The organism is Mesorhizobium sp. P2_D6 (genome assembly GCF_056404315.1).
This window is the reverse complement of sequence record NZ_JBFUEG010000012.1, coordinates 86,911-99,808: the sequence shown is the minus strand read 5'-3', so window position 1 is coordinate 99,808 and position 12,898 is coordinate 86,911. Positions and strand designations below refer to the sequence as shown.

14 protein-coding genes and 1 pseudogene are annotated in these 12,898 nt (G+C 63.6%); 9 read left to right on the top strand and 6 right to left on the bottom strand.

Features of this window, described 5'->3' with window-relative positions; translation table 11 throughout:
• Positions 1 to 314: 314 nt before the first annotated feature.
• The 6 genes from AC1D1L_RS23590 (at position 315) to AC1D1L_RS23565 (ending at position 3,834) form a co-directional block, all read left to right on the top strand.
• Positions 315 to 1,700: a M20/M25/M40 family metallo-hydrolase gene (locus AC1D1L_RS23590; protein ID WP_477343839.1), complete on the top strand. Its 1,386-nt coding sequence runs from the start codon at positions 315 to 317 to the stop codon at positions 1,698 to 1,700.
• A gap of 80 nt (positions 1,701 to 1,780) precedes the next feature.
• The gene (locus tag AC1D1L_RS23585; RefSeq protein ID WP_112562932.1) at positions 1,781 to 2,401 is read left to right on the top strand and encodes a ribonuclease D; all 621 of its coding nucleotides are present in this window, start codon (positions 1,781 to 1,783) and stop codon (positions 2,399 to 2,401) included.
• Between the two features lie 90 nt (positions 2,402 to 2,491).
• A complete protein-coding gene (locus AC1D1L_RS23580; RefSeq protein ID WP_477343838.1) occupies positions 2,492 to 2,698 on the top strand; it encodes a hypothetical protein in 207 nt (68 codons plus the stop codon).
• Positions 2,699 to 2,804: 106 nt separating this feature from the next.
• Positions 2,805 to 3,059, top strand: a complete 255-nt coding sequence (locus AC1D1L_RS23575) for a GlsB/YeaQ/YmgE family stress response membrane protein (protein WP_112562748.1) — start codon at positions 2,805 to 2,807, stop codon at positions 3,057 to 3,059.
• A gap of 79 nt (positions 3,060 to 3,138) precedes the next feature.
• On the top strand, positions 3,139 to 3,285 hold the full coding sequence (locus AC1D1L_RS23570; protein WP_023686592.1) for a hypothetical protein: 147 nt from the start codon (positions 3,139 to 3,141) through the stop codon (positions 3,283 to 3,285).
• A 168-nt stretch (positions 3,286 to 3,453) separates the two neighbouring features.
• The gene (locus tag AC1D1L_RS23565; protein WP_352585672.1) at positions 3,454 to 3,834 is read left to right on the top strand and encodes a hypothetical protein; all 381 of its coding nucleotides are present in this window, start codon (positions 3,454 to 3,456) and stop codon (positions 3,832 to 3,834) included.
• Between the two features lie 640 nt (positions 3,835 to 4,474).
• Here AC1D1L_RS23565 and AC1D1L_RS23560 read toward each other — a convergent pair.
• The 4 genes and pseudogenes from AC1D1L_RS23560 to AC1D1L_RS23545 all read right to left on the bottom strand — a co-directional run.
• Positions 4,475 to 4,684 (bottom strand): annotated as a pseudogene (locus AC1D1L_RS23560) (hypothetical protein); the annotation flags it as partial.
• Between the two features lie 36 nt (positions 4,685 to 4,720).
• A complete protein-coding gene (locus AC1D1L_RS23555) occupies positions 4,721 to 5,173 on the bottom strand; it encodes a thermonuclease family protein (protein WP_477343837.1) in 453 nt (150 codons plus the stop codon).
• 113 nt (positions 5,174 to 5,286) lie between these two features.
• Positions 5,287 to 5,619, bottom strand: a complete 333-nt coding sequence (locus AC1D1L_RS23550; protein ID WP_477343836.1) for a hypothetical protein — start codon at positions 5,617 to 5,619, stop codon at positions 5,287 to 5,289.
• Between the two features lie 94 nt (positions 5,620 to 5,713).
• On the bottom strand, positions 5,714 to 6,076 hold the full coding sequence (locus AC1D1L_RS23545; protein ID WP_477343835.1) for a hypothetical protein: 363 nt from the start codon (positions 6,074 to 6,076) through the stop codon (positions 5,714 to 5,716).
• A gap of 47 nt (positions 6,077 to 6,123) precedes the next feature.
• Between AC1D1L_RS23545 and AC1D1L_RS23540 the strand changes: the two genes are divergently transcribed.
• Together AC1D1L_RS23540 and AC1D1L_RS23535 are read left to right on the top strand one after the other, a co-directional pair.
• Positions 6,124 to 8,397, top strand: coding sequence for a transglycosylase domain-containing protein (locus tag AC1D1L_RS23540; protein ID WP_477343834.1), 2,274 nt, complete (start codon positions 6,124 to 6,126; stop codon positions 8,395 to 8,397).
• 63 nt (positions 8,398 to 8,460) lie between these two features.
• Positions 8,461 to 9,213 carry an SDR family NAD(P)-dependent oxidoreductase gene (locus AC1D1L_RS23535; protein ID WP_192259182.1) on the top strand — a complete coding sequence of 251 codons (753 nt, stop codon included), beginning with the start codon at positions 8,461 to 8,463 and terminating at the stop codon, positions 9,211 to 9,213.
• A gap of 9 nt (positions 9,214 to 9,222) precedes the next feature.
• On the opposite strand, the gene AC1D1L_RS23530 is transcribed toward AC1D1L_RS23535, so the two are convergent.
• Positions 9,223 to 10,140, bottom strand: a complete 918-nt coding sequence (locus AC1D1L_RS23530; RefSeq protein ID WP_477343833.1) for a zinc-binding dehydrogenase — start codon at positions 10,138 to 10,140, stop codon at positions 9,223 to 9,225.
• A gap of 110 nt (positions 10,141 to 10,250) precedes the next feature.
• On the opposite strand from AC1D1L_RS23530, the gene AC1D1L_RS23525 reads away from it, so the two are divergent.
• Entirely contained in the window at positions 10,251 to 11,057 is an 807-nt protein-coding gene (locus AC1D1L_RS23525; RefSeq protein ID WP_352585679.1) for an AraC family transcriptional regulator, read from the top strand.
• 24 nt (positions 11,058 to 11,081) lie between these two features.
• On the opposite strand, the gene AC1D1L_RS23520 is transcribed toward AC1D1L_RS23525, so the two are convergent.
• A complete protein-coding gene (locus tag AC1D1L_RS23520) occupies positions 11,082 to 12,872 on the bottom strand; it encodes a cation:proton antiporter domain-containing protein (RefSeq protein WP_477343832.1) in 1,791 nt (596 codons plus the stop codon).
• Positions 12,873 to 12,898 lie beyond the last annotated feature (26 nt).

Genomic DNA, 12,898 nt, shown 5'->3' with positions numbered 1-12,898 from the left:
ACCATGTTACAAAAGTGTAATTTTCGTGCCCTTGAAACGCCACGTTCGAAGACACAGATACATGTCATCGGCAGTTTTCGCCGAGTCCGGAGCAAGGCCCGTCCCCCGCCTATCCCGGACAACTGCGGCAGCCTATCCCCCCTCTCCGGGCTGCCGCAACGTTTCGAGTAAAGGCCGCCGTGGTTCCCCCTCCACCACGGCGGCTCTTTTGCCTTTCAATAAGCAAATTCCAGCCCGTGGTCTAATGATCGCGGGCTTTTCGTTTTGATGCGCTGCCTTTACGGTCCCGGCACCGAAAAGAAAGGCCCGCAATAATGTCCACCATTTCCCCCGTCCTCGACCGTCTCGATAAAAATCTCGACCAGAGCCTGGAGCGCCTGTTCGGCCTGCTCCGCATAAAGTCGATCTCCACCGATTCCGACTATGCCGCCGACTGCCGCAAGGCTGCCGAATGGCTGGTGGCCGACCTCAAGCTGATCGGCTTCGACGCCTCGGTGCGCGATACCCCCGGACACCCTATGGTGGTTGCGCATCATGACGGCCCCGCCGGTTCGCCGCATGTGTTGTTTTACGGCCATTACGACGTGCAGCCGGTCGACCCGATCGAGCTTTGGGAGAGCGATCCGTTCGCGCCGGCGGTCAAGGAGATCGAGCCCGGCCACAAGGTAATCACCGGGCGTGGTTCGGCCGACGACAAGGGGCAATTGATGACCTTCGTCGAGGCCTGTCGCGCCTGGAAGCAGGTGCACGGCAATCTGCCTTGTCGCATCACCATCCTGTTCGAGGGCGAGGAGGAATCCGGCTCGCCGTCGCTGAAGCCGTTCCTCGAGGCCAATGCCGAAGAACTCAAGGCCGACTTCGCGCTCGTCTGCGATACCGGCATGTGGGACCGCGAGACGCCGTCAATCTGCGTGTCGCTGCGCGGCATGGTCGGCGAGGAGATCACGGTGAAGGCTGCCGATCGCGACCTGCATTCGGGTCTTTATGGCGGTGCCGCCGCCAATCCGATCCGCATCCTGGCGAAAATCCTCGCCGACATCCATGACGAGAATGGCCACATCACCATTCCCGGCTTCTATGACGGAGTCGAGGAGACGCCGTCGCAGATCCTGAAATCGTGGGAGACGCTGGGCGAAACCGCCGAGACCTTCCTCGGGCCTATCGGCCTGTCGATCCCATCAGGCGAAAAAGGCCGCTCGGTGCTCGAGCTGACCTGGGCGCGACCGACCGCCGAATTCAACGGCATTATCGGCGGTTATACGGGCAAAGGGTTCAAGACGGTGATCGCGGCGGAGGCGTCGGCGAAAATCTCCTTCCGCCTTGTCCACAAGCAGAATCCCGAGAAGATCCGCGCGGCGTTCCAGAAATTCGTCAGGGAGCGGATTCCTGGGGACTGTTCGGTCGAGTTCCATCCCCATGGCGGTTCGCCGGCGATCCAGCTCTCCTATGACTCGCCGTTCCTGGCCAAGGCCAAGAACGCGCTGTCGGATGAATGGCCGAAGCCGGCGGTAACCACGGGCGGCGGCGGCTCCATTCCCGTCGTCGGTGATTTCCAGACCTATCTCGGCATGGAATCGCTGCTTGTCGGGTTCGGCCTCGACGACGACCGCATCCACTCGCCCAACGAGAAATACGAGCTGACCTCCTTCCACAAGGGCCAGCGCTCCTGGGCGCGCATTCTCGATGCGCTGACGCGCTGAAGCAGCGGGAAACCAGTTTCTGGTTGATTTTTCAGCGGATCGCGGCGAGGACGACCGTAAGCCGCGATCCGGAGAAGACAATGAGCGACATCCGCTTCCACAAGAACGATCTGCCTGACCTGTCCCACTACAATGTCGACGCAGTGGCCATCGACACCGAGACGCTGGGGTTGAACCCGCACCGCGACCGGCTCTGCGTGGTGCAGATCTCGCCGGGCGATGGCTCCGCCGACGTGATCCAGATCGCGCCCGGCCAGAAGAAGGCGCCGAACCTTGTCAGCCTGCTGCGCAACCGCGGCATCACCAAACTGTTCCACTATGGCCGTTTCGACCTCGCGGTGCTCTACAATGCCTTCGGCGTCATGCCGGAGCCGGTGTTCTGCACCAAGATCGCCTCGCGGCTGACCCGCACCTATACCGACCGGCACGGCCTGAAGGACATCTGCTTCGAACTGCTCGGCGTCGGACTTTCCAAGGTGCAGCAATCGTCGGATTGGGCGGCTGAGACCTTGTCGCCCGAACAGCTCGAATATGCCGCGTCCGACGTGCTCTATCTGCACCGGCTGCGCGATGTGCTGGCCGGGCGGTTGGCGCGGGACGGGCGTACCAAGGAAGCCGACGCCTGCTTCCGCTTCCTGCCGACGCGTGCCAAGCTTGATCTGATGGGCTGGGACGAAGAGGATATTTTTGCGCATAGCTGATGGTTCGGGCCCTTCGTTCCGCTGGAACCGGATGGGGGTGGCGGCGTTGTTCTGCGCATTCCGGACGGAAGTGCGACGAGAGGGGATGACATGGCAGACCGAAAGCCGATAGCAACCGCTCCGACGGACGGGTCCAAGGTCACTGTCTTGTGGAAGGACGGCGCTGGTATCGTCAGCGAATCCGTCGGGCAGTACCGCGACGGCGCCTGGTGGGTCTATACCGACAGCGACACCCAGAAAAAGGTCGAGCCGACCAGCTGGCGGCCTGCCTCCAGTGACGATGACGACGATCAGTGAGCCGCTGGCGGGTTGATGTGCTTTCGCATAGCGTGAGGCCGTTGATAATGAGGCCGATTCGGGGCCGTCCGCTCCGCAGCCGCCTCTCATCCTGGAGGGACTCGCCATGGGCATCGAAAGCCTTCTCATCTTCCTGATCATCGGCGCCATTGCCGGCTGGCTCGCCGGCCTCATCGTCTCGGGCTTCGGCTTCGGCCTGATCGGCAACATCGTCGTCGGCATTATCGGCGCCTTGATCGCCGGCTGGCTATTCCCAAGGCTCGGCTTTGCCATCGGCGGCGGCATTCTCGCTGCCATCATCAACGCCACGATCGGCGCCGTTATCCTGCTGGTGCTGGTCAAGGTCCTGAAGCGAGCATGAGGCTCGGATTTTTATCTAACGCAATTCCATGGGAAAGCGCGCGGCGCTTTCCCATGGAACTTTTCCAAAGGAGCGCGCCGTGAAGCAGAATACACTCTACCTTCTCGTCGGCGCGCTCGTTGTCGTGGTCATCGCGCTCGGTGCGTATGTCTATCACGAACAGACCAAGCCAAAAGGCGTCGAGCTCAAGATCGACGACAAGGGCATTTCGATCCAGCAGAATTGAGCCTGCCGTCGACGGCGGCGGGGCGCCGGCTGGCTGCATGTAAAAAGGCATTGGCGAGGTCTCCCGCGATTGCCCCGACATGGAATTCGAATGACGGATCGACGCTTCGGCGCTATGATGTCGATATAGGGCGTTTGGGGTCAACCAACCTATTACTAGGAGGTTGCCATGAAACACCAAACACTGGACCAACTGCATGCAGTGGCCGAGGTCAACACACAGCCGGTAATGAGCCGAACCCAACGTCTCGTACGTTGGGCCGAGCTTCTTGAACGTGAGCCCAGCCGGCTCCTGACCGCGCTCGCCGGGACTGAATACCGTGCCCCGCCGGAGCGCGATGTGATGCGAGGCGATGGCTCGCCGATAGCGGTTGCCTTCACGGACCCCATATTGCACGACGAAGGTCTGAAAGACGATAGCTATGGCGAAGCCAAGCGCTTCTTCGAGTTGACCGACCACCAACTGCACGAGATCGTCTGCTACTGCCATGTCGGCGAGGTTATGCAATCGTCCAGGGCAGCGCTCTCGATTCGTGCGGCGATCGGCTGACGCATGTCCACCAGGTGATTACCTGGTGACGGGTGATTTTGGGGCGCGGTCGAACGCGAAGCTGCGACCATTTGCGATTGCGCCGCAACGCGGAACGTGTCCGCGACTGCCTGGTCGCGGCTGAGAATGGCTCGGGCCGTGGCGCCCGGACAAAATGCCACGCGAGGATTGTTCCTTCGCGGCGGGCGCGACTGCTTGCCAGCGCCAAAGTCAGGGGCTCGAACAGCGCGATCACTGCCGGGGCTCTTGCGGCCCAGTTCTCCGCACTGCCCTGGCCCGCCTACCGCGAGCCGGCCGACGCAGCGAGCATCACCCGCTTCCAAGTGCTTGACGTCGAGAAGAAGTGCACCTCGTGCCACCGGGGGGGGCTTCGTCGGATACGCCAACACTCCGCGCGTCGCAAATCAGAAGCTGGACTACCTGATCAAAACCCTCTCCGACTTTCACGATAACAAGCGCCCGAACATGCCTCGCATGACGGCCTTGGTGCGCAATTTGTCGGCCGACGATATCGCTGCCATGGCTCACTATCTTGCCGGCCTCTGACGATCAGTTCGGGTTCGGCGATCCATCGAATAGGGCCGTCGAAATAGCGATCACTGCGTGACCGCGATTGGTACCTCTTTGCCGACGAACTAAGCTATCCGAGCGCCGGCCATTTCTGGCCGTTTATGGGTTGACGGCCTAGGCCGATCCTATCAATGATGTCGGGCGTGTTGTTGCGCGGGCTGCCGACCTTGCTGTTGATCGGCCACATCGTCATCAGGTCGGACGGGAACGGCTTCATCAGGTCACGCGGATCCGGCTCCGGCCCAAGCCACCGCATGTAATCTTCCGGCGCCAGATGGACAGCGGCGGTTAGCCAAAATGGAAGACCATCTCGAAACTATGGGCGTCCACCCCGTCTATATTCGCCGGGGTCGATAAATTCCCCTGCCCACAAGTTACGTTTGGCACTCCGGGCTTCGCGCTCTTCTGGTAGGTATCGAGGCGCTTGTTTGTCGGCGACCGCCAATCCGTGTTTTACCAGGTCGCGCGCGAGATCGATGCTCCCAACGAAGCAGACGCCGACATCGTCGTCATTGCGGTCCTTGCCTTCGATGGTGCAGGATACATCCCCAGAGGCAATGAGATGGCGAATGTGGTCACGCGCATACCTGCCGCAGGGCCAGATCTTGTCAGCGGCATCAAAACACGGCTGGGAAAGTTCGGGGGCATCGATACCGAGTAACTGAACTCGTTTCTTGTCATGCCACAGCGTGTCGCCGTCATGAGCAAACCAATGCTCTGCTGCGGACACGGGGCCACAGGTCAGCACGAAGGCGAGAGCGAGGGTCAACCTGCACATGGCCGATGGACCGTTTCGAAATTTCCCTTTCCGCGATCACACCATACCCCTATGAAGCTGGCCGGCCAATAGCGGGGAACCGTTGAGCCGGCCAGAGAAAAGGCTCAGTACCGGCAAACCCGAACTCGTTCCAGCACCCGGTGGTGATGGTGCCAGTGCCTCACCCACTTCACGTGGCAATGACGATGATGCCGGTAATAGTAGCGGTGCGGGTAGCGGGCCACGTAGCCGGGATAGCGGGGGCCGTAATAGCGGCCGCCATAGTCGTAAAACGGGCCGCCGCCGTAGAAGGGGCCACCGCCATAGAAGGGGCCACCGCCGAACGGACCAAAGCCGCCGAAGGGACCAAAAAAGCCGATGCCATGTGCATCCGCAGGCACGACCGTGGCTGCGGCGGAGGCGATGGCAATCACCGAAGCAAGTAACAGTTTTCGCATAGCAACCTCCCAGAGGGCCGATCACCCGATAAACGCCCGCAGGAGCAGTATGTTCCCGATCGCTAATATACTCTGCGCGCGGGTGATACCTGCTTCACCCATTCGACGTCTCCATCGGCCACCGCGGTCGGACACCGGCCGGCTGAGCCGTGCGATCGCGCTCTATCCGGTGCCAAAGCCGTTCCTTGATTGCGCGCCCGGTGGCGATAACGGCCTTGCCGACATATTTGCCGTCCCGGGCGAACAGGCCTCGGTCTGCTTGCCGGTCTCGCGCTTGACGCGATGAGGTCGAGATCATCGACATCAGGCCGCCGACCGCTTTGCTGACGCGCGCGTCAAGGGCAGTGAACAGAGCGGTAAACGGCAGCGGTAACGCGCGGTAACGAATTAAGAATTTCGTAAGGAATTTCAACGGCCTGCACGAGCCCTGCTTTAACGCGCCCTTAAACCGCCGCATCTACCCTTCAACCCGAGCGCCATTGGCACCGGGAAGACAGCGCAGGCATGGCGAACCGCAGAGACAGCCGCATCGAGCCCAGTTTCGAGGGACCGCCGCAGGCGCGATCCCAGCCGGGTCTTTCGGTGAGCGAGGAGGACCGCGTCGTGCCGAGCAACCGCAAAGCCTCCGCCAAACGCAAATCGTCGAAGGCGAAGTCGTCGCGCGGCCGGCGCGGCAAACCCCGGCGCGGCCTGTTCGGCGTGATGGCCCGGATGCTCTACTGGTGCTTCGTGCTCTGCATCTGGGGCGGCATCGCAGTGGCCGGCATTGTCGTCTATTACGGCGCCAAGATGCCGGCGGCCACCACCTGGTCGATCCCCGACCGCGCCCCCAACATCAAGATCGTCTCGGTCGACGGCCAGCTGCTTGCCAACAGAGGTATGAGCGGCGGCGAGGCGGTCGGCCTGCACGAAATGTCGCCCTATATTCCCGAGGCCGTCATCGCCATCGAGGACCGCCGCTTCTATTCGCATTTCGGCATCGACCCGATCGGCCTGTCGCGCGCCATGGTGACCAATGTGCTTGGCGGCCATTTCTCGCAAGGCGGCTCGACGCTGACCCAGCAGCTGGCCAAGAACCTGTTCCTGAAGCCCGACCGCACGCTGGAGCGCAAGGTGCAGGAAGTGCTGCTGTCGCTGTGGCTGGAGCACAAGCACACCAAGGACCAGATCCTCGAAATGTACCTCAACCGGGTCTATTTCGGCTCCGGCGCCTATGGCGTCGAGGCGGCCTCGCGCCGCTATTTCGGCAAGAGTGCGCGCGATGTCACGCTTTCGGAGGCGGCCCTTCTCGCCGGCCTGTTGAAGGCGCCGTCGCGGCTGTCGCCGGCACGCGATCCCAAGGCGGCGGAACAGCGCTCGCAGCTGGTGCTCGCCGCCATGCGCGACGAAGGCAAGATCAGCGCCAAGGAACTGACCTCGGCGATGAGCGCGCCGGCAACGCGCGCGCCGTCTTACTGGACCGGCTCGGAAAACTATGTCGCCGACACCATCATGGAAGAACTGCCCGATCTGATCGGTGACGTGCGCAGCGATATCGTCGTCGACACCACGGTCGACCTCAACCTGCAGAAGCTCGCCGAACAGTCGATCCGCCGGCTAATCGACGACAGCGGCAAGAAACTCAATGTCAGCCAGGGCGCGCTTGTGTCGATCGACAATTCCGGCGCGGTGCGCGCCATGGTCGGCGGCTATGACTATTCGACCAGCCAGTTCGACCGCGCCTCGGAAGCGCGCCGCCAGCCGGGCTCGGCATTCAAGCCGTTCGTCTATATGGCCGCGCTCGAGGCCGGCCGCACGCCCGACAGCGTGCGCAACGACGCGCCGATCAAGATCGGCAAGTGGACGCCGGACAATTACGGCGGCAAGTATTTCGGCAAGGTGACGCTGGCGACCGCCTTGGCGAAGTCGCTGAATTCGGTCGCGGCACAGCTGACCATGGAGGTCGGCCCCGACGCGGTGGTCGAGGCGGCACACCGCATGGGCATCCAGTCGGAATTGACGGCCAACACCTCGATCGCGCTCGGCACCTCGGAAGTGACGCCGCTGGAGCTGACATCGGCCTATGTGCCGTTCGCCAATGGCGGCTACAAGCCGGACATCCACTTCATCCGCCGCATCACCACGACCGAAGGCAAGGTGCTCTATGACGACAGTGGTGGCGGTGCGCCGCGCGTCGTCAAACAAGAGATCGTCGGCATGATGAACTCGATGATGACCGGCACGGTCGAGACCGGTACGGCCAAGAAGGCGGCCTTTGCCTGGCCGTCGGCCGGCAAGACCGGCACCAGCCAGAATTCACGCGACGCCTGGTTCGTCGGCTACACCGCAAACCTCACCACCGGCGTGTGGTTCGGCAATGATGACGGCGGCCCGATGAAGAAGGTCACCGGCGGCGCGCTGCCGGCACAGGCCTGGCACGAATTCATGGTCGCCGCGCATGAAGGCGTGCCGGTCCGGCCGCTGCCCGGCACTTGGAAGTCGACGCCGCCCGATACCATCGTCCCAGACGATATTCCGTCAGTCGACAACAACCAGGCGCCGCCGCAGCCCACCGTGGCCGTCGGCCGTTCGGAGCCCGCTGCCGCTCCGGCGCCTGCTGCTGTACCGGCACAAGCGCCGGTGCGCCGTCCGGCCGAAACGGTCGATGCCGACGGCTTCGACATGCCCGGCGACGGCGGCACCACCGCCTCGATCAAGCATCCGGTGCCGCCCGGCAGCGTCGGCGGCCCGACCAAGAAGCGCAAGACGTCGATCCTCGACATTCTCGGCGGCGGCTGAGCGTCAACTCGCCACTCGCCACGCCAACCGCGTTCCGCTACATGTCCCGCTGGAGACAGCGACATGGCCGAGACCGACACCAGAAAAACCATCGTGCTGACCGGCGCTAGCCGCGGCATCGGCCATGCCACGGTCAAGCGCTTTTCGCGTGAGGGCTGGCGGGTCATCACCTGTTCGCGTCAGGCCTTTGCCGAGGACTGCCCGTGGCCGGCCGGTCCGGAAGACCACATCAAGGTCGATCTCGCCGACCAGGAAGATGTCGGCATCGCCGTGTCGGAGATACGCCATCGGCTCGAAGCGCATGGCGGCCAACTGCACGCGCTGGTTAACAATGCCGGCATCTCGCCCAAGCTGAAGGACGGCAACAGCCGGATGAATTCGATCGACACGCCGATGCATGTCTGGCGCGACGTGTTCCAGGTCAATTTTTTCGCACCGATCATGCTGGCGCGGGGCTTGTTCAAGGAACTGGCTGCGGCCAAGGGCTCGATCGTCAACGTCACCTCGATCGCCGGTACCCGCGTGCATCCTTTCGCCGGCACCGCCTATGCGACGTCGAAGGCCGCGCTTGGCTCGCTGACGCGCGAAATGGCGCATGATTTCGGGCCGCACGGCATCCGCGTCAATGCGATTGCTCCCGGCGAGATCGACACCGCGATCCTGTCGCCGGGCACCGACAAGATCGTCGAGACCATCCCGCTCAGGCGCCTTGGCGCCACGGCGGAAGTCGCCGACATCATCTACTTCCTGTGCTCGCAGCAGGCCTCCTATGTGACCGGCTCGGAAATCCACATCAATGGCGGCCAGCACGTCTGAGCGCTGACTTCAGACTATGGTGAGAACCGCCTTGCCGCTGAAGCTGCGCTGTCGCAGGGCGTCCAGGGCTTGCGCTATGTCTGTCCACGGCAGGGTCAGGGACACGCGGGTCTCCAGCCGACCAGCCGCGACCAGAGCGAGCAGCGCGGCGATATCGGCGCCGATGCCTGACCCTGATGTGTAGTAGGCGAAGGTCTGAAGCCGCGCCCCCTCATGGCCGGGAACGAACTGTCTGAAGCCGACCGGCGTCAGTTCGCCGCTGCTCGACCCGAACATGATGATGGTGCCGCCGGGTGCGACGCGGTCGATGGCATGGGCGAGGCTTTGACCGCCGACCGACTCGGTGATGAGCGAGAACGGTCCCTTGGCTAGTTCGATCGAATCGACGACGTCTTGAGCTCCAAGGGCACGAAGATCCTCGGCATGCCGGGCGGCGGCGATGGCGGTCACCACGGCGCCTTGCTCGCGGGCGATCTGGATCTGGAAACGCCCGACCGCACCACTGGCGCCGGTGATCAATACCTGCTGGCCGGCGAGTTCACCGCTATGGCGCAGGGTCCGCAGCGCCGTCGTGCCCGCGACCGGAAGCGTGGCCGCAGAAGCGACGCTGACCTCATCCGGTACGACTGCAAGACGGTCTGTCGGAACGGCGACACGTTCGGCCCAGCCGGCTTCGTCGACCAAAGCCGCAACCCGGGCGCCGACGGCTGGCCCGGAGCCATCGGCAGCTGCCTGTTCGACAATTCCAACCACGTCCTGACCAGGTATCCAGCCATCCGGGCGTATGGTGAGCAGGCGTAATTCGCCGCGGTTCAACGAGGTCGCGTGGACGCAGACAAGCGCTTCGTTGGCGTGAGGCCGAGGGTCCTCGACCTCGGCGAGCCTGAGCCCGGTGGTGCTGTCGGGAGACATAACGAGGGCGCGCATGGGAACCTTCCTGCTGGTTTGTGGACGGCTAGCCACAAACCGGAACCTATCGATTTCCTCGGCCAAAGAATTTAGCTATCATGGCGAATAGTCGCTAAAAGCCGTCAATCATGAGACAGCCTCTACGCTACCCCTGGATCAATTTCGATGTCGATGACGCCGTCGCGCCGGCAATTGCGGTGCGTGTCGACGTCACCGAAACCAAAGCGGAAGTGGCTGCCCATTGGCACCGCAAGGGCCAGCTCGTCTTCGCACTCGGCGGTGGCGTCACATGCCGCGTCCCCAGCGGCCTGTGGATGGTGCCGCCGCATTGCGGGGTGTGGATTCCCGGCAGTATGGAACACAGCAACATCGCGACGGCCAATGCGCGGATTTTCTTCGTCTACATCGAGCCGGGGGCTGCCGATCTGCCGGACCGGTGCTGCACGCTGTCGATTTCGCCGCTGCTGCGCGAACTGATCATCGAGCTGTCGGACTGCGCGCCGGACGATGCAAGGTGCGCCTTCCTGGGAAGCGTCCTGCTTGCCGAACTGCCTGATATGCCGGTTCAGCAGCTGCATCTGCCGATTTCCGCCGAGCCGCGTTTGCAGCGGATCGCCGAAGCGTTGGCGCAGGACCCTGCCGACCGCAGCACGCTGGCGGAATGGGCCAGCCGCGTTGCGCTCTCAGAGAGCAGCCTCGCCCGTCTCGTGGTAAAGGAGACCGGCCTGAGCTTCGGCCGCTGGCGTCAGCAACTGCATTTGATCGTCGCCATACGCGAGCTGGCCGCCGGCGCCAGCGTGCAGCAGGTTTCGGGCGATCTCGGCTATGGCTCCGTCACAGCCTTCATCACCATGTTCAAGAAGGCCCTTGGCAAGCCCCCGGCAAAGTACCTCAGCAGCGTCGCGCAAAATGGCGGCTCTGCATTCGTGGCGTAATCAACGCGCGCCTATGGGCAAACCTCAGGCCGGGGAGGGTTCAATGGCGTCGGGGCGCGGCATCGGCTTTTGCCGCAGCACCTCTTCCACGATGCCGCGGGCGATTTCGCGCTCGCCCATGATGACGGTGTCGGCGCCGAGCCCCTTGAGATGCTCGACCTCGGCGTCGGAATGGGCGCGCGCGATGACATTGATGTCGGGATTGGCGGCGCGTGCCCTGAGCACGATCTGCCCGGCCTCGAAAGCGTTGGGAATGGCAAGGATCAATCGTTTGGCACCTCGCGGATTGGCGGCGGCAAACACGCCTGCGTTGGCCGCATTGCCCGAGACAATTTCGACGCCGTCCTCTCTCAGCCTGGCCAGCGTCTTGTCGGCGTCCTCGATGACCAGGAAGGGCAGCGCCGCCTGTTTCAGCGCGGCACCCACCAGGCTGCCGACACGGCCGTAGCCGATCAGGATGGTATGGCCGGAAAGTGCCGTGCTCGGCGGCTGGCCATCCTCTTTGGCCACGGTGGCGACCGAGGCCACTTGTCCCGGTTGCGTCGCCGGGCCGACCGGATTGGCCTCTTCCGGCGACGCTGCCCTGGCGGCACGCGCGTCCAGCCATGGCTTCATCCAGTCGAGGGCGAGGAACATCAGCGGATTGACGAGGATCGACAGGATGGCGCCGGCCAGGATCAGGTCGCGTCCCTGTTCGGGCAACAGCTTCAGTCCGACGCCGAGCTCGGCCAGGATGAAGGAGAACTCGCCGATCTGGGCAAGACTGGCCGAGATCATCAAGGCGGTCGCCAGCGGATAGCGGAAGGCGATGACGATGACGAAGGCGGCCAGCGACTTGCCGATGACGATGATGGCCAGCGTCGCCAGGATCGGCCAGCCATTGCTCATCAGGCTGAATGGGTCGAACAGCATGCCGACCGAGACGAAGAACAGCACCGAGAAGGCGTCGCGCAGCGGCAGCGATTCTTCGGCCGCGCGGTGGCTGAGTTCGGATTCACTCATGATCATGCCGGCGAAGAAGGCGCCGAGCGCCAGCGAGACGCCGAACAGTTTGGCGGCCCCGAAGGCGACGCCAAGCGCGATCGCCAGCACCGCCAGCCGGAACAGCTCGCGCGAGCCGGTATGGGCGACATAGTGCAGGATCCACGGAATGACCCTGCCGCCGACGACCAGCATGACGACGACGAAGGCGACGACCTTGGCCAGGGTGAGGCCGACGACGCCCCAGATGCCGTAGCTGGCAGGAAGCGATAGCAGGCTTGCATGGTCATCGACCTGCGGCTGGCCGCCAAGCACGCCGGCAAGGGCGGGCAGCAACACCAGCGCCAGCACCATGGCCAGATCCTCGACGATCAGCCAGCCGACGGCGATGCGGCCGCGCTCGGTCTCGATCAGCCGCCGCTCCTGAAGCGCGCGCAACAGCACCACGGTGGACGCGACGGAGAGCGCCAGGCCGAAGACCAGGCCGGCGCCCATCGACCAGCCGAGCATCCAGGCAAGGCCGGCTCCGAGCGCTGTGGCAAAGCCGATCTGGACGATGGCGCCGGGCACGGCGATGGCGCGGACCGACAGCAGGTCCTTCAGCGAGAAATGCAGGCCGACGCCGAACATGAGCAGGATGACGCCGATTTCGGCCAGCTCATTGGCAAGGCCCGCATCGGCGACGAAGCCTGGCGTGTTCGGCCCGACCAGCACGCCGGCGACGAGATAGCCGACCAGCGGCGGGATGCGAAAACGGTTGGCGAGCGCCCCGAAGATGAATGCCAGCCCCAGACCGGCGACGATGGTGGCGATAAGGGGCGTGTCATGCGGCATTGTCTATGGAGCGCCTTTCAAGAACC